Source organism: Frigoribacterium sp. CFBP 13605, from assembly GCF_014839405.1.
Lineage (GTDB): Bacteria > Actinomycetota > Actinomycetes > Actinomycetales > Microbacteriaceae > Frigoribacterium.
The window spans coordinates 1-15,242 of sequence record NZ_JACYNS010000058.1 but is presented as its reverse complement, the minus strand read 5'-3'; the positions used below and the strand labels follow the sequence as shown (position 1 = coordinate 15,242).

General features: G+C 74.0%; 18 protein-coding genes. 10 read left to right on the top strand and 8 right to left on the bottom strand.

Going from position 1 to position 15,242, the window contains the following annotated elements; translation table 11 throughout:
- Nucleotides 1-102 precede the first annotated feature (102 nt).
- Entirely contained in the window at nucleotides 103-852 is a 750-nt protein-coding gene (locus IFT36_RS11170; RefSeq protein ID WP_043594651.1) for a GntR family transcriptional regulator, read from the bottom strand.
- A gap of 191 nt (nucleotides 853-1,043) precedes the next feature.
- Here IFT36_RS11170 and IFT36_RS11165 point away from each other — a divergent pair, with 191 nt between their 5' ends.
- The 3 genes from IFT36_RS11165 to IFT36_RS11155 are packed head-to-tail and all read left to right on the top strand — an operon-like array spanning nucleotide 1,044 to nucleotide 3,165.
- Entirely contained in the window at nucleotides 1,044-1,973 is a 930-nt protein-coding gene (locus tag IFT36_RS11165) for a helix-turn-helix transcriptional regulator (RefSeq protein ID WP_082460081.1), read from the top strand.
- Nucleotides 1,970-2,200 (top strand): hypothetical protein, encoded by a 231-nt coding sequence (locus IFT36_RS11160; RefSeq protein WP_200413149.1) that lies wholly within the window; start codon nucleotides 1,970-1,972, stop codon nucleotides 2,198-2,200. The genes IFT36_RS11165 and IFT36_RS11160 overlap by 4 nt, the downstream gene beginning before the upstream one ends.
- Entirely contained in the window at nucleotides 2,197-3,165 is a 969-nt protein-coding gene (locus IFT36_RS11155; protein ID WP_200413148.1) for an aldo/keto reductase, read from the top strand. The genes IFT36_RS11160 and IFT36_RS11155 overlap by 4 nt, the downstream gene beginning before the upstream one ends.
- Before the next feature lie 10 nt (nucleotides 3,166-3,175).
- Here IFT36_RS11155 and IFT36_RS11150 read toward each other — a convergent pair whose 3' ends face one another.
- From IFT36_RS11150 to IFT36_RS11135, 4 genes are read right to left on the bottom strand one after another with little or no spacing between them, the layout of a single operon-like run.
- Nucleotides 3,176-4,369, bottom strand: coding sequence for an ABC transporter permease (locus tag IFT36_RS11150; protein WP_200413147.1), 1,194 nt, complete (start codon nucleotides 4,367-4,369; stop codon nucleotides 3,176-3,178).
- Nucleotides 4,366-5,061, bottom strand: coding sequence for an ABC transporter ATP-binding protein (locus IFT36_RS11145; RefSeq protein ID WP_207114357.1), 696 nt, complete (start codon nucleotides 5,059-5,061; stop codon nucleotides 4,366-4,368). The genes IFT36_RS11150 and IFT36_RS11145 overlap by 4 nt, the downstream gene beginning before the upstream one ends.
- Entirely contained in the window at nucleotides 5,058-6,122 is a 1,065-nt protein-coding gene (locus tag IFT36_RS16955; RefSeq protein ID WP_200413146.1) for a peptidoglycan-binding protein, read from the bottom strand. The genes IFT36_RS11145 and IFT36_RS16955 overlap by 4 nt, the downstream gene beginning before the upstream one ends.
- Nucleotides 6,119-6,628 (bottom strand): hypothetical protein, encoded by a 510-nt coding sequence (locus IFT36_RS11135; protein WP_159824759.1) that lies wholly within the window; start codon nucleotides 6,626-6,628, stop codon nucleotides 6,119-6,121. Before IFT36_RS11135 ends, IFT36_RS16955 begins: the two co-directional genes overlap by 4 nt.
- A 200-nt stretch (nucleotides 6,629-6,828) precedes the next feature.
- On the opposite strand from IFT36_RS11135, the gene IFT36_RS11130 reads away from it, so the two are divergent.
- The 3 genes from IFT36_RS11130 to IFT36_RS11120 all read left to right on the top strand — a co-directional run bounded on the left by IFT36_RS11130 (nucleotide 6,829) and on the right by IFT36_RS11120 (nucleotide 9,841).
- Nucleotides 6,829-7,524 carry a response regulator transcription factor gene (locus tag IFT36_RS11130; RefSeq protein ID WP_200413145.1) on the top strand — a complete coding sequence of 232 codons (696 nt, stop codon included), beginning with the start codon at nucleotides 6,829-6,831 and terminating at the stop codon, nucleotides 7,522-7,524.
- On the top strand, nucleotides 7,521-8,780 hold the full coding sequence (locus tag IFT36_RS11125; RefSeq protein WP_200413144.1) for a sensor histidine kinase: 1,260 nt from the start codon (nucleotides 7,521-7,523) through the stop codon (nucleotides 8,778-8,780). Before IFT36_RS11130 ends, IFT36_RS11125 begins: the two co-directional genes overlap by 4 nt.
- Nucleotides 8,781-8,947: 167 nt before the next feature.
- On the top strand, nucleotides 8,948-9,841 hold the full coding sequence (locus IFT36_RS11120) for a helix-turn-helix transcriptional regulator (RefSeq protein WP_200413143.1): 894 nt from the start codon (nucleotides 8,948-8,950) through the stop codon (nucleotides 9,839-9,841).
- Between the two features lie 68 nt (nucleotides 9,842-9,909).
- Here the strand turns inward: IFT36_RS11120 and IFT36_RS11115 are convergent, their stop codons facing one another.
- From IFT36_RS11115 to IFT36_RS11105, 3 genes are all read right to left on the bottom strand, one after another.
- A complete protein-coding gene (locus tag IFT36_RS11115; RefSeq protein WP_056043909.1) occupies nucleotides 9,910-10,413 on the bottom strand; it encodes a hypothetical protein in 504 nt (167 codons plus the stop codon).
- Nucleotides 10,414-10,741: 328 nt separating this feature from the next.
- Entirely contained in the window at nucleotides 10,742-11,332 is a 591-nt protein-coding gene (locus IFT36_RS11110; RefSeq protein ID WP_173153709.1) for a TetR/AcrR family transcriptional regulator, read from the bottom strand.
- Between the two features lie 40 nt (nucleotides 11,333-11,372).
- The gene (locus IFT36_RS11105; protein WP_159824767.1) at nucleotides 11,373-12,398 is read right to left on the bottom strand and encodes an SDR family NAD(P)-dependent oxidoreductase; all 1,026 of its coding nucleotides are present in this window, start codon (nucleotides 12,396-12,398) and stop codon (nucleotides 11,373-11,375) included.
- 174 nt (nucleotides 12,399-12,572) lie between these two features.
- On the opposite strand from IFT36_RS11105, the gene IFT36_RS11100 reads away from it, so the two are divergent.
- The 4 genes from IFT36_RS11100 to IFT36_RS11085 form a co-directional block, all read left to right on the top strand.
- Nucleotides 12,573-13,448, top strand: a complete 876-nt coding sequence (locus IFT36_RS11100; RefSeq protein ID WP_173153703.1) for an SDR family NAD(P)-dependent oxidoreductase — start codon at nucleotides 12,573-12,575, stop codon at nucleotides 13,446-13,448.
- A gap of 181 nt (nucleotides 13,449-13,629) precedes the next feature.
- On the top strand, nucleotides 13,630-14,085 hold the full coding sequence (locus IFT36_RS11095; protein WP_200413142.1) for a chemotaxis protein CheY: 456 nt from the start codon (nucleotides 13,630-13,632) through the stop codon (nucleotides 14,083-14,085).
- A complete protein-coding gene (locus IFT36_RS11090) occupies nucleotides 14,082-14,384 on the top strand; it encodes a winged helix-turn-helix domain-containing protein (RefSeq protein ID WP_056043893.1) in 303 nt (100 codons plus the stop codon). The genes IFT36_RS11095 and IFT36_RS11090 overlap by 4 nt, the downstream gene beginning before the upstream one ends.
- A gap of 178 nt (nucleotides 14,385-14,562) precedes the next feature.
- Nucleotides 14,563-15,242: TetR/AcrR family transcriptional regulator (locus IFT36_RS11085; RefSeq protein ID WP_200413141.1), on the top strand; the 680-nt coding region annotated here is incomplete at its 3' end.

The following is a 15,242-nucleotide window of genomic DNA, read 5'->3' as shown; positions in this document are numbered from 1 at the left end:
CGGAGTGACCGGGGGCGGTGGCGGCCTGCGGGGGCTGCCCCGCGCCTCCTGCGTCCTGCCTCCTGCGTCCGCGGACGCGGGAGGGGTGCGGGTCGGCGCCGCTCAGGGGCCGATCGCGCGGATGAAGTGGTCGCCCTCGCGGGCCCGGCCCGACGCCGAGACGGTGAAGCGGACGATGTCGCTGCGGTACCGGTCGTCCGAGGCCTCGAAGGTGCGGCCGTCGGGGCCGCGCGTGATGCGGTGCAGCCGCAGGATCGGCGTGCCGGGCTCGACCCCGAGCAGTTCGGCGTCGAGCTCGTCGGCGGCGACCGCGTCGATCTCGTGGTCGATGTCGGCGTAGCCGAAGCCCCGCGAGTCGAGGTACTCGGTGATCGACACCGTGTCGAGGTCGACGTCGAACAGCACGCGGCCGACCTCCTCGATGAAGGTCAGGCGCTCGAGCATGGTCGGGCGGCCGTCGACGAGTCGCAGCCGGACGACGTCGACCACGAGGGCGCCCGGCTCGATGCCGAGCGACCGGGCCTTGTCGTCGTCGGCGCGGCGCAGCGACACCTCCTGCGTGCGGGCGCCGGGCTCGCCGCCGACGTCGCGCACCCACTTGGTGAAGGGGATCGACACGTCGACCGGGTGGTGCGCCTTGCGTGCGACGACCCGCGCCGGGCGGCCGCGCCGGGTCTCGACCAGGCCCTCGGAGCGCAGGGCGGCGAGGGCGTTGCGGATCGGCCCGCGGGAGGTGCGCCACTGCTCGGCCAGCTCGCCCTCGCTCGGCACGTCGTCGCCGACCGCGAGGTCGCCGCTCAGGATGCGCCGCCGCAGGTCGTCGGCGATCTGCTCGTAGAGGGTCGAAGGCACGTGCGGATCTTACCGAGCGGTGCGGTCGGGCTCGTCATGGGCCCCGTCCGCGACGACGAACCCCGTTCGCGAAGACGAACCCCGTTTCATCGGGGTTCTCCTTCGCAAACGGGGTTCGTCGCGTCGTCGCGCCGAGGGGGTCACCACCAGGGCTTCCCACCGCGACGCGCCCCTGTCGTAGCGTCGTGGGCATGGACACCGAGAGCGAGATCCGCGACTTCCTGACCAGCCGACGGGCGCGGGTGCGGCCCGAGCAGGTCGAGCTGCCGGGCGGCCCCGGACGCCGCGTGCCCGGACTGCGGCGGAGCGAGGTGGCGCTGCTCGCGGGCGTCAGCGTCGAGTACTACACGCGGCTCGAACGCGGGCGCCTCGGCGGGGTGTCCGAGGTCGTGCTCGACTCGCTCGCGACCGCCCTGCTGCTCGACGACGCCGAACGCGAGCACCTGGCCGACCTCGCCCGTGCCGCGAACGAGTCGCCCGTGCGCGCCCGGCGTCGACGCCGTCCGCCCGAGACCGTCTCGCGCAGCATGCAGCTCGTGCTCGACGCCGTCACGGCCGGGCCCGCGTTCGTCCGCAACGGGCGCATGGACGTCCTCGCCGAGAACGCACTCTTCCGCGCGCTCTACTCCGACCTCTACGCCCTCGACGAGCGGCCGGTCAACCTCGCCCGCTTCGTCTTCCTGCACCGCGAGCAGGCCGAGGCCTTCTACCCGTCGTGGTCGGTGGCCGCCGACATCAACGTCGCGATCCTGCGCACCGAGGCCGGCCGCGACCCCCACGACCGCGCCCTGCACGACCTGATCGGCGAACTGTCCACCCGCAGCGACGAGTTCCGCGTGCGCTGGGGCGCCCACGAGGTGCGCCACCACACGTCCGGCCAGAAGCGCTTCCACCACCCGGTCGTCGGTCAGCTCGACATGGTCTACGAGGCCATGGAGCCGATGGGCCGCCCGGGCCTGAACTTCCTCGTCTACAGCGCCGAGCCCGGCTCGCCGACCGAGGAGCGCCTCCGCCTCCTCGCCAGCTGGGCGGCGCCGCAGGCCGACCCGGCGGTCGTCCGCGCCGACGCCCCGGACCGACCCGACGTCGCGAGCGGACCGCGCGAGGCGGCCGGATCGTGAGCTGCCTCGCGATGTGGTGGCGCGCCTCCTGCGAGATCTCCGACCTCACGCGCGACCGAGAGCAGGAGGCGCGGGTGCTGGACGAGATGGCGGTGCGTCTCCAGCCGGGCCCCTGGGCGATCGCCGCGCTCTTCCACCGCCGCGCGCCCGGCGCGACCGACGCCGCAGAGGCCTCCGCCACCATGGAGAACCAACCACCCCCGAACGCCGAGGAGGCGCGACCGTGAAGTACACCCGTCTGGGCAGCACAGGGCTGAAGGTCAGCCGCATCGGCCTCGGCTGCATGAGCTACGGCGACCCCACCCGGGGCCTGCACTCGTGGACGCTCGACGAGGCGGCCTCGGCACCGTTCTTCCGCCAGGCCGTCGAGCTCGGGGTCACCTTCTGGGACACCGCGAACGTCTACCAGCAGGGCACCGGCGAGGAGTTCGTCGGCCGCGCGATGCGCGAGTACTCCCGCCGCGAGGACGTCGTGCTGGCGACGAAGGTCAGCGGTCGCATGCACGACGGTCCGGGGGGAGCGGGGCTGTCACGCGGGGCGATCCTCGAGCAGGTCGACGCGTCGCTCACGCGACTCGGCACCGACCACGTCGACCTGTACCAGATCCACCGCTTCGACCCCGAGACCCCCGTGGAGGAGACGATGGAGGCGCTCCACGACCTGGTCCGGGCCGGCAAGGTCCGGTACACGGGCGCCTCGAGCATGTTCGCCTGGCAGTTCGCGAAGATGCAGACCGCCGCCGTGGTCAACGGATGGACGCCGTTCTCGACCATGCAGGACCAGTACAACCTGCTGAAGCGCGAGGAGGAACGCGAGATGATCCCGCTCTGCGCCGACCTCGGCGTCGGGCTCGTGCCCTACTCGCCGCAGGGCAAGGGACGGCTGACGCGACCGCGTGGCGCGACCACCGAGCGGTCCGCCGTCGACGAGGTCGCGAAGGCCTTCGACGCCGACGAGGACGGCCCGATCATCGACGCCGTCGAGCAGGTCGCCGCCGAGCACGGGGTGTCGATGGCCCAGGTCGCCGTGGCGTGGGTGCTGCGGAACCCCGTCGTCTCGGCGCCGATCGTCGGCGCGACGAAGCCGCACCACCTCGCCGACGCCGTCGCCGCCCTGGACGTCGAGCTCACCGACGACGACGTCCGCCGCCTCGAGGAGCCCTACCGGCCGCAGTCACCGTTCTGGTGGTGAGGCGCCCCCCTCACGACTGCAGCGCCTCCGTCGGCGGGATGCGCGCCGCCCGCACGGCCGGCCAGAGCCCGGCCAGAGCCCCGATCACGAGCGTCGCGACGAGCCCGGCGACCAGAACCACGGGCGGTATCGCCGTCGGCCACCCCCGCAGCGCGGCGAACGCCGCGGTCACCGCCGCCCCGAGCAGCACCCCGGCGACCCCGCCGAGCAGCGACAGGACGAGCGCCTCGGCCAGGAACTGCCGACGGATGTGCGACCTCGTCGCCCCGAGCGCCCGCCGCAGCCCGATCTCGCGTCGACGTTCGAGCACCGAGATCACCATCGTGTTCGCCACCCCGATGCCGCCGACCAGCAACGCGACCCCGCCGAGGCCGACCAGCAACCCGGTGAACGCCTGGTCCGCGGCCTGCTGTGCGGCCAGCGCGTCGGACGGCCGCGTCACCTCGACGTCGGACGGGCTCCGCGGCTGGATGGACCGGGCGAGCAGGTCGCGCACCTCCTGCACGTGGGCGGGTTCGGCCCGGACGTGGACCGCCGTCGGGTGGACGGGCGCACCGGCCAGCGCCTCCGCGGCCCGTTCACCGATGAGCGCCGACGAGTCGATCTCGGCCGCCAACGGCACCGGTTCGAGGATGCCCGCCACCACGTACTCGGTGCTGCCGACGATCACGTGGCGCCCCGGCACGGTGATGCCCAACCGGGCCGCCGCCTCGGCCCCGAGCACGACCACGGGGTACCGCGCCATGCCGTCGGTGAGCCAGACGCCGGACGCCACGCGGGCCTCGAGCACCTCCAGCAGCGTCGGCGACGCCGACCGCACCGTGATGCCGTTCGTGTTGCCCGCGGGCACCGCGCTGCTGCGGTAGACGCCGACGTCGGGCACCGTGCCGGTCGTGGCGGCCGACCGGACCCCCTGGGTGTGCCCGGCCGACGCCCCGGCGGTCAGTGGCAGGTCGACGGCCTCGCCGAAGAAGTCCTTCCCCTGCGAGGCCGAGAGCAGGTTCGTGCCGAGCTCGTCCAGGGTCGCCGCGAGCTTCGCCTGGCTCGACGTCGAGATGCCGACCACCGCGATCATGGCCGCGATGCCGATCGCGATGCCGAGCGCCGACAGCACGGCCCTGGTGGGTCGCGACGCCAGCCCGGACACCCCCAGTCGCACGACGTCCGACCAGAGGAGGCGCGAGGGCGTCTCCGAGGCGTTCATGCGGTCACCCCCGCCCGCGTCGCGCTGTCGTGTTCGAGGTGCCCGTCGCGGATGGTCACCCGCCGCGGCAGCCGCCGGGCGAGCTCGACGTCGTGGGTGATGACGACGATCGAGGTGCCCTCGGAGTGCAGCTCGCCGAGGAGCGACACGATGCCCTCGCCGGCCTTCGTGTCGAGGTTGCCGGTGGGCTCGTCGGCGAGCAGCAGCGGCGGGCGGTGCACGACCGCCCGGGCGATGGCGACCCGCTGCCGTTCGCCACCCGAGAGCTGGTTCGGCCGGTGCGTCAGTCGGTGGCCCAGCCCGACGCGCTCGAGCGCCTCGCGCGCCCGCGCCCGTCGCTGCCGGATCGGCACCCCCGCGTAGAGCAGGCCGTTCGCGACGTTGTCGGTCGCGGTCACGCCCTCGCTGAGGTGGAACTGCTGGAAGACGAAGCCGATGCGGTGCGCCCGCAGGGCCGACAGCTCGCGGTCGTTCTGGTCCGCCACGTCGACGCCGTCGACGAGCACGGTGCCCGAGGTGGGCCGGTCGAGCGTGCCGAGGACGTTCAACAGAGTCGACTTGCCCGATCCCGACGGGCCGACGATCGCGACGAACTCGCCGCGCTCGACCCGGAGCGACACCGACGACAACGCGGTCGTCGGGGGTCGGCCGTACTCGCGCGTCACGTCACGCAGCTCGATCACGGCGTTCATGCGGGCACCACGACCTCGTCGCCGGCCTCGAGGGCTCCGGACACCTCGACCCGGTCGCCGGCGAACAGGCCGGCCTCCACCGGCACGGCCGTGGTCGTGCCGTCCGGCTGCAGCACCTCGACGACGAACCCGTCGCCGACGGCCGCACCCAGGGCGAGCACCGGCACGTGCAGCACGTCCTCCTCCACCTCGGAGACGAAGTCGACCTGCACGGACGCCTCGGTCAGGTCGCCGGCCGCCGCCGGGTCGTCGAGCGACACCGTCACGGGGACCGTCGTCGTGCCCGTGGTCTCGTCGGCCACGGCCGCGCCCACGTCGGACACGCGCCCGGGAACGCTGCCGTGGCCGGGCAGGTCGACCGACACGACCCCGTCGACGGCGGCGAGCGGCGACCCGACCGGCAGGTCGACCGACACGACCGCGTCGTCGCGCGCCGTGTCGTAGAGGTCGCCTCCCGAGGCGTCGCCGACGGCCGCCGTCAGGGTGCGGACCGTGAACGACCCCGTCACGAACTGCAGGGCGCCCTGGTCGATCGACCCGGTGCGCTCCTGGCCGGTGTCCTTCTGCCAGGCCGAGACGGCGGTCGCGGTGCGCCGGTCGAACCGGTCGTCCGGCGTGCCCGTGAAGTACCCCCAGGCTCTGAGGTTCTCCTCGACCTGCCGGACGTCCGGGCCCTCGGCCATGCCCTGTCTGAAGGCCCGCCACTGCGGCAGGGCGCCCTCGAACGCGGTGACCGGTTCGTCGTCGACGCGGAAGAGCTCGCTGCGTGCCGTGAGGACGTCGCCGACCTCCGGCAGCGACGTGATCGTGCCGGGTGCGGACCCCGTGATCGTCGGGCCGTCGAGGCGGCTGAGCGTGCCCGCCCTGGTCGTCGTGCCTGTCAGCGTGCCCTGCTCGACGACGGCCGTGGTCGGCCTCGGCGTCGTGCCCGCCGCGGCCTCCGCGTCGTCGTCACCAGACGCTCCGGGGGGCCCGACCATCAGCACGGCGGTGACGGCCGTCCCGACGACGGCCACGCCGGCGACGGACCACCAGGCGACGGCTCGGCGCGACGGCCTCACCGGGTCACCGTCGTGGGCATGCTGCCGAATGCGCCGCACTCCTCGAGCACGCCCGCGGGGACGTCGTCCATCGTGTCCGTGCCGCCGGCGCCGTCGAGCTGGTCGGTCACGTCGTATCCCGCCTCACGGACGCACTCGGCCGACTCGCGCAGCCTCGCGTCGAACTCGTCCTGGCTCTTCTTCTCGGACGCGGTCACGGGGCGCTCGCCGAGTTCGTCGGTCGTCGCCTCCGTGCACCGCTCCGACGCGGCCAGCAGGGCGTCCATGTCCACGGCGTCGCCGCGGGAGATCGACACGCCCCCGCCGTCGCCCGAGGGGTCGCCGATGTCGACGCCCTCCTCGCGGAGGCAGTTCGCGTTCGCGAGGTCCCACGCCTGGGCGTCGGCGGCGATCTGCGACTCGGACTTCGTCTCGGCGGCGGCGTCGTCGGCGGCGGTCGAGCAGCCGGCGAGGGCGACGACGAGCAGGGGGAGGGCGGCGAAGAGGGTGCCACGGGTTCTGGACATGAGGGGACTCCTGGTCTTCCACGATCACGGGCCGCGACCGGCGGTCGCGGCGTCGCCCTCGTCGGGCGACGGGGTCCAGACCACCGCACGGCTCGTTGCCGGCCCGTAAACGGCGGGCTTTACGTTTCGGTGACATCCGACATGTCACACTGGAGAGGGGCGTCCGCGTCCCGTCCGTCCCGACCCGAACAGGAGCCACCATGCGCGTACTCGTCGCCGAGGACGAGGTCTACCTCGCCGAGGCCGTCCAGAGCGTCCTCGAGCGCCACGCGATGGCCGTCGACGTCGTGCACGACGGCGACGCCGCCCTCGAGGCGATCGCGCTGAACGACTACGACGTCGTGCTGCTCGACCGCGACCTGCCGGGCACGCACGGCGACGACGTCTGCGCCGCGGTGGCGGCGGCCGGCGACGGTCCGGGCATCGTGATGCTGACCGCGGCCGGACGGACCCGTGACAAGGTCGACGGCTTCGAGCTCGGTGCCGACGACTACCTCGCCAAGCCGTTCGAGTTCCCCGAGCTGATCGCCCGGATGCGCTCGCTCGCCCGGCGCCCGCGTCGGTCGCGTCCGCCGGTCACGGTCCGGGGCGACCTGCGGTACGACGCGTTCCGCCGCGAGGTCTACCGTGACGGCCGGTACGTGAAGCTCACCCGGAAGGAGTTCGCGGTGCTCGGCGTGCTGCTCGAGGCCGACGGGGGCGTGGTCAGTGCCGAGCGCCTGCTCGAGAAGGCCTGGGACGAGAACGCCGACCCGTTCACCAACTCGGTGCGGGTCACGATCTCGAACCTCCGGCGACGCCTCGGCGAGCCCTGGGTGATCCACACCGTCCCCGGCAGCGGCTACCGCATCGCCGCCGAGGACGCCGAGGCCGTCGCCGACGGGGGCGACCGGTGACCGTCGAGACCGGCTCGTCGGCCGCAGAGCCCAGGAGGCGCGGGCTGCGTCACCGGGGCAGCGCCCGTCTCCGGCTCACCGCCACCGTCAGCGCGGTGCTGACGGTCGTGGGCCTGTCGATCGTGGCGTCCGTGTTCCTGGTGATGCGCTTCGTCCCGGACTACCGGATCACCGCCCTGCACGCGCCGGGCCCCGGCGCGGGCGACTCCGCGTCGCCGACGGCGACGTGGGCGCCGGCGGGCGACGGCGGCGTCGCCACCGCCGGGCCGTCGCCCGTCGCCGAGACCGCCGAGCTGCGCGCGGCGGTCACGATCTCGGGCGAGAACGACCTCCTGCGCGTGCTGCTCACGACCTCGTCGATCGTGTTCGTCGTCGCGCTGGTCGTCGGCGTCTGGTTGAGCTGGGTCGTCGCCGGGCGCCTCCTCCGCCCGGTCGAGCACCTCGCGAGCGCGGCGCGCGAGGCCGAGCACGGCGCCGCGGGGTCGTTCCGACAGCGGCTCGCCGCGCTCGCACCCGGGCGCCCCGACGACGAGTTCGGCCGTCTCGCGACGACGTTCGACGACATGCTCGACCGGCTCGACCGCTCGTACGAGGCCCAACGTCGCTTCGCCGCCAACGCCTCGCACGAGCTCCGCACGCCCCTCGCGACGACCCAGGCGATGCTCGACGCGGCCCTCGCGGCGGGCTCGCCGCCGTCCGTGACGATCCGACGCCTGCGCGAGATGAACACCCGCAGCATCGAGACGGTCGAGGCCCTGCTGACGCTGTCCGACGCCCAGTCCGGTGACGGCGTCGCCGCCGCCGCGGTCGACCTCGTCGCCGTGGTCGACGAGGTGGTGGCCGCCTCGTCGTCCGCCGCCGCCCGGGCGCGGGTCGAGGTGCGCTGCGTCGCCCGCCCCGCGCAGGTCACGGGCGACCGTGCCCTGCTCTCGGTGCTCGTCGGCAACCTCGTCCGCAACGGCATCGGCCACAACGAACCCGGCGGCCGGCTCGACGTGACGGTCGGCACCGACGGCTCGGGGGCGCCGACCCTGATCGTGTCCAACGGCGGGGCCGTGCTCGACCCGGCCGAGGTCGGGCGACTGACCGAGCCGTTCCACCGGCCGGCGGGCCGGGTCGCCGGCTCCCACGGCCTCGGCCTGGCCCTGGTCGCGGCCGTCGCCGAGACGCACGGGGCGACGCTGACCCTCGACGCGCCTCCTTCGGGCGGTCTCGTCGTGCGCGTGGTGTTCGCCGCGCCCGCGACCGGCCGGTGAAGCGGCCCGGCGGGCACGCCGTCGCGTCGGTCCGGCCCCTGCGGGGGACACCACGGTCGGCCAGCCAGCCGACTGTGCGACCGGCCCGTCGCTCCTAGGCTCGGAACGTGCCCGCGAGGCGGGCCGACCGGCCAGGGGCGCCGGCGCCGCGACCGGGGGGTGGGACGTTGACCGAGCAGGGTGGCGTCCCCGCGGACCGCCCGACGACGGGCGGCGCCGTGACGGGCCGCCCGACCACGATCATGCGTCCGGGTCAGCCCCTCGGGCTGCGGCTCGACGCCCGGCACGACGAGTTCAGCGACCTGCTGCTCGACTGCTCGCTCGAGGACGTCGGGGCGACCGGCCGGTCGTGGCTGCGCGACCGGTACGCCGAGATCGTGCCGATCGTGCTCGGTCCGGCCCTCGCCGCGGTCGAGCACGGTCGTCCGGTGTCGGCCTCGTGCCTCGACGAGTTGCGTGCCGTCGCCCGCCGCAGTGCGACCTGCCCCGACGTCGACCTGGCCGTCGTCCTGCGGGGTGCCCTGCCCGCGCTGCGCATCTTCTCGCTCGTCATGCACTCGGCGTCGGGCGGGCAGGCCGGGGCGCTCGTCCTCGCGATGGCGCGCGCCTCGCAGGTCGCCCACGAGCTCGGGACCTGCTGGGCCGAGGAGTGGGCGCGGCACCGGCCCCGTCTCGTCGCCGCCCCGGCGGGCGGGGGACCAGGAGGCGGGGGCGGCTCCCAGCCACCCCCTGCGGCCCCGGGGCCCGACGTCGTGCTCGACCTCGTGGCCGACGCCCCCGACCTCGACGACGTCGAGCGGCAGATGCTCACGCTCACCGCCTACGGCCTCTCGAACGCCGAGATCGCCCGCGAGACGGCCTACAGCCGCCAGGCCGTGGCCTGGCACCTGGCCCGTCTCATGCGGACGTGGAGTGCCCCGAACCGGACGGCGCTCGTCTCGGTCGCGTTCGTCAAGGGCGTCATCCGGTCGCGCATCGTGCGGCGGGGGCGCCGTCGGGACGGCCAGGCGGCGGTCGAGGCGCCGAACCGACCCGCGCCTCCTGCCCTGCCGCCGGCCTGACGGCGCACGCGGAACCGCCCCGGCGTCCGGTGAGGACGTCGGGGCGGTTCCGCGGTGCCGCGGCGGGGTCAGCCGCCGTTGATGCTGATGACGTTGTCGGTCTTGACGTTGTTGCCGAGCACGCCCCAGTTCAGGTAGCCGCCGTCACCGTTGTTGGTGACCTTGCCGGGGCCGTCGAACCAGTAGATGACGTAGCTGCCGCCCTTGATGTCGATCGGCTGGGCGTCGGCGATCGAGCCCTCGACGGTGATGTCCTGGTTCTTGTTCACGACCGCGACCGTGAGCCGGTCGGGGTTGCCGGCGTTGTAGTAGCCGACGTCCAGGGCGGCCAGCACGGCGCCCGACCGGTCGCCCTGGTCGTTGACGGCGGCGCTGATCGCGCTGACGATCGCCAGCGGGTCGAGGGTGACGCTGCCCGTGATCGGGCTGCCGGTGCTGGACTCCGGCGAGGCGGGGGCGGTGGTCGCCGCCTGTGCGGGTGCGGCGGCGAATCCGCTCAGCCCCGTGACGGCGACGCCGCTCACGGCGACGGCGGCGATGATCGTGGCGGTCTTCGACTTCAGCTTGCTCATGGTTCGTCCTCTTTCGTTGTCGTAGGAGTTCGAGTTGCGGTGCTTCGTGTTGTCGAGTGGAACTGCCTTGCGAGAACGATCCTGTGGCCGACGGCGGTGCGATGCACGCGTTCACGGTCGACGTTGGTCGGGTGACCAACGATGGGCCCCGGTGGCGCGTCACCGGAGTACGACGCCGGCTCGTCGGGCCCGCGCGACCTGCTCAGAGGCTGCCCTCGGCCACCACCCACTGCTACTGGAGGCGATGGAGGCGTCCCTCCACAGGCGGACGCCGTCGGGCACGCTCGGCGCCCCTCTGTGGAGGAGGCGATGGGCGGGCGGTGACGCGTCAGTCCGACCGCGCCGCGACGCCGTCGAACAGCAGGTCCACCGTCGCGTGGAGCGCGGCCGGCCCGGGATCGCGGCGCGTCACGACGTGCAGCAGCACGGTGCCGATCAGCGACTCGACGAGGGCCTCGAGGGGGGCGCCGTCCCGGATCTGCCGCGCGCGCCTCCCGGACTCGAGGCGGGCGAGCAGTGCCGCCCGCGTGACCGAGGTGACCCGCTCCTCGTAGTGCTCGGCGACGGCGGCGTCCTCGGCGGTCGCCGCGATGGACGCGCGGATCAGCCCGCCCGCCGCGGGCGAGGCGAAGGTCGAGAAGGAGGCGCGGAGCCAGTCGAGCACGTCCCGACGGACGTCGCCCGTGTCGGCCACCTCGAGGTGGGGCAGCAGGTGTCCCGTGAGCATGCCCTCGGCCACCAGCGCCGCCTTCGCCGGGTACCAGCGGTAGATCGTCGCCTTGCCGACCCCCGCCGCCGCCGCGATGCGGTCGAGCGAGAGCTTGTCGTAGCCACGCTCGGCCAGCTCGTCGCGGGTCGCGTCGAGGATCGCGAGGCGGGCGGCCTCGCTGCGGGCGCGGCCGGGGCGTGCGGTGGTCACCGGTCCATCCTCCCGCACGCCCGCCGCGGACCCACCCCTCCTACTGGACCGACCAGCCGCCGTCGCTCGCCAGGATCGCGCCGTTGACGTTCACCGCGTCGTCGCTCAGCAGGAACGTGATCGACGCCGCGAGCTCCTCGGCCGTCGCGATCGTCGGGATCGCCGCCTGGAACGGACGGAGCCGCGCCGACCCCGCCTCGGACACGTTCGCCGGGAACGGGATGCCGGTCGCCACGCCGCCGGGTGCCACCGCGTTGACCCGGATGCCCTGCTTCGCGTACATGAAGGCCGCCGACTTGGTCAGGCCGACGACGCCGTGCTTCGACACCGTGTACGCGTTGCCCGACGCGTTGCCGCGCAGTCCCGCCTCCGAGGCCACGTTGACGACCGAGCCGCGCCCGGCCCCGAGCATCACGGGGATCACGGCGCGCGACAGCTTGAACCCGCCGGTGAGGTTGATGCCGATCACGCGGTCCCACATGGCGTCGCTCGTCTCGTGCAGGGGCGAGAAGTCGTCGTTGATGCCGGCGATGTTGGCCAGGGCGTCGATGCGGTCGCCGGCCGCCGCGACGATCGCGTCGATGTCGTCCTGCTTCGTGATGTCGCCGGCCACGGTGACCACGTCGGCGTCGGGCAGGGAGGTGACCAGTGCCTCCAGCTTGTCGGCGAAGAGGTCGACGGCGACGACGCGACCGCCCTCGCGTGCCACCCGCGACGCCGTCGCCCGGCCGATGCCGGATGCCGCTCCCGTGACGATCACGGTCTTGCCGGCGAAGCGGCCGGGGGTGACGGTCTCGCGCCACGGACCGTCGGCCTCGACCGCCTCGTCGGGCACGACGCCGCCGTTGACCTGCAGCACCAGGCCGTCGACCAGCTCCTGCGGCACCTGCCCCTGGCTCATCGCGACCAGCTGCTGCAGCGGCAGGCCGCGGACCGGGGCCAGCGCGCCCTCGTCGAACGCGCCTCCCTGCCCGAGGGCGGCACGGAGCGCCGGCCCGCCCTCGGGGTGGTCGAGCCAGGTGCCGATGGTGCGGGAGCCGGTCAGGGGGGCGGTGGCGTCGGACATGTCGTCTCTTCTCTGAGGAGGGTCGGGTCACGGCGCGGAGACCACGCCATGAATCGAGACACTTCGTCTCGTAATGCGACGCTACCGCGGGCGGAGGCCCGCGCGGCTGTACGCCTGCCGAGAGAACGCCGACCGCCGACCCGGCCCCGGCGCATCCCGCCTAGCGTCCCCTGCATGACCGTCACCCTGCCTCCCGCCGCCCGCCTCGACGACCGGACCGTGGTCGTCACCGGAGCCAGCTCGGGCATCGGCCGCGCCGCCGCCCGCGAGCTCGCCCGCCTCGGAGCCACCGTCGCCGTCGTCGGCCGCAACCCCGACCGCACCCGCACCGTCGCGCACGAGATCGGAGGCACCGCCTACCTCGCCGACTTCTCCGACCTGTCGACCGTCCGTGACCTGGCCGAGCAGCTGCTCGCCGAGCTGCCGCGCATCCACGTCCTGGCGAACAACGCCGGCGCCACGATCCCCGAGCGCTCGCTGACCGTCGACGGCCACGAGACGACGTTCCAGGGCAACCACCTCGCTCCGTTCCTCCTGACCGCGTTGCTGACGCCGCGCCTCCTCGAGACGGCGAAGGAGGCGCCGGCCGGGTCGGTCCGCATCGTCCAGACCTCGAGTGCCGGCAACCTCTTCGGCAAGGTCGACCTCGACGACCTCGACAACGCACGGGGTGCGTGGGCCGGCGGCTTCCGCGCCTACGGCACCTCGAAGCTGCTCAACGTGCTGTTCACCCGTGAGCTGGCCCGACGCCTTCCCCGCGCCGGCGGCGGGGTCGACGCGTTCGCGTTCCACCCCGGGTTCGTCGCCTCGGGCTTCGGTGGCGACGGCGCGTTCATGACCGCGGCCAAGCGCCTGGCCGTCTCGACCGAGGACGGAGCCGAGCCGCTGATCCGCCTCGCGGGGGCGGCGACCGTGCCCGCGCCGAGCGGCAACTACTTCGACCGCCTCAAGGCCCCCGGTCGCGTGGCCCGTCAGGCGGCCGACGCCGACCTCGCCCGACGCCTGTGGGACGAGAGCGCCCGTCTGCTCGACCTCGACGAGACGATCTAGCGCGGCCCCGGCGGCGCCCGACCGGACGCCCCGGCCTCGACGGGCCGGTCGAGTGGGCAGAAGACGTCCTTCCGCCGCAGGGGACGAACATCTTCTGCCCACTCGATCGCATCGACGAGAAAGTACTTGCTTATCGGGAAAGTACTTTCTAGAGTGGGAGTCCTACGAGAGGACGACCACCATGACCGCTGACATCACCGGCACGACCGGCACCCCCGACTCCGCCGAGGCCCGGCGCCTGCTCGACCGGGCGGACGCCGTGGGCCGCAGCGCGACGTCGGCGGCGAGCTGGCCCGCCGTCGCCTTCCTGCTCGGCCTGGGTGCCGCCGCGTCGATGGGCACCCTCGCCATGGGGCTCACGACGGGCGCCGCCTACTTCGTCGCGATGGGTGGCCTGCTCGTCTGGATCGCCGTCCTGGTCGTGGCGTTCGTCCTGCTGAGGAGGTCGGCCCGCGTCGGCTTCGGCCGACGCTGGATGGCCTACCTGGCCGCGTTCTTCGCCTGCTACGTCGGGGCCATGCTCGTCGTCGGCTTCTCGCAGGGCCAGGACGTCGTCGGCAGTGCCGTCATGGCGGCGGTCCTGCTCGCGGTGTCGGTCGCCTGCGCGGCCGTCGAGGTGCGCGAGGCGCGACGATGACCGCGCGACCGCACCCGCGCCTCCGGCTGTCCGAGTTGTTGCACCAGCCCGTCCGTTTCTCGATGATGGCGGCGCTCGCCGCGGCCGAGGGTCTCGACTTCCGCGACCTGCGCGACGCCGTGCAGGTGACCGACTCGACGCTGAGCAAGCAGGTCAGCGCCCTCGAGGCCGCGGGCTACGTCGCCGTGACGAAGGGGTTCGTCGGCAAGCGGCCCCGGACGAGCCTCAAGGCGACGCCGGCTGGGCGCGAGGCCTGGGCCGCGCATCTCGCCACCCTCCGCGAGATCGCCGCGGACTAGCCGCCGGGGCAGGGGCGTCCCGTGGCCGTGCGCCGGGGGCGCCCCTGCTCGTCCGGTCGGCCGGACGGGGAGGCGCGGGGCGGCGGGGTACGGCGGCCGCGTCCCGGCCGCGCAAGTCCCAGCGACTCCCCAGCCGCTGTGGGTGCACCGAGTGCGTCGCTGCACTTAGTGTAGGCAGGTGACCGTCAAGACCCTGGTGCCCGACCGCCGTGCCGCCCTCAAGGCGAAGCACCGCCAGGCGATCCTCGACGCCGCCGACGCGCTCATCGCCGAGCGCGGGGCGCCCCGCTTCAGCGTCGACGAGCTCGCCGAGCGTGCCGACGTCTCGCGCCGCACGGTCTTCAACCACTTCTCGTCGCTCGACGAGGTCGTCATGACGGCCTGCACCCGCGTGCTCACCGGCGCCGTCGACGAGTTCCGGGCCGCGACCGCCGCGACGCCCGTCGGCGACGGCAGCCGCGCCTCCCTGTTCGCCGAGATCATCCAGGCCATGCAGGGCATCGACCTGCCGGCCGTCGTCTCGTACCTCTGGGGCGTCCTCGGCGACGACGGGGGCGACCCGCGGTCGCACAGCCTGATCCAGGACGTCTTCACCCGCGTCACCGAGCAGCTCTCGATCGAGATGGCCGAGCGCAGCCCGGCCACCGACCCGCTCGAGGCCGAGGTGCTCGTCAGCTCGCTGATGAACGGCATCGCCGTCGTCGCGCGCCACTGGATCACGCGGACCGGCGCCGTGGTCGACGCGGACAGCCGCGACGTCTGGGCCGACCTGCTCGACCGGGTGACGACGAGCATCCGCGCCGGCTACGGGCCGCCGCCGGCGGGTGCCCGGACGCCCGCGGTCGATGCGGCGCCCGC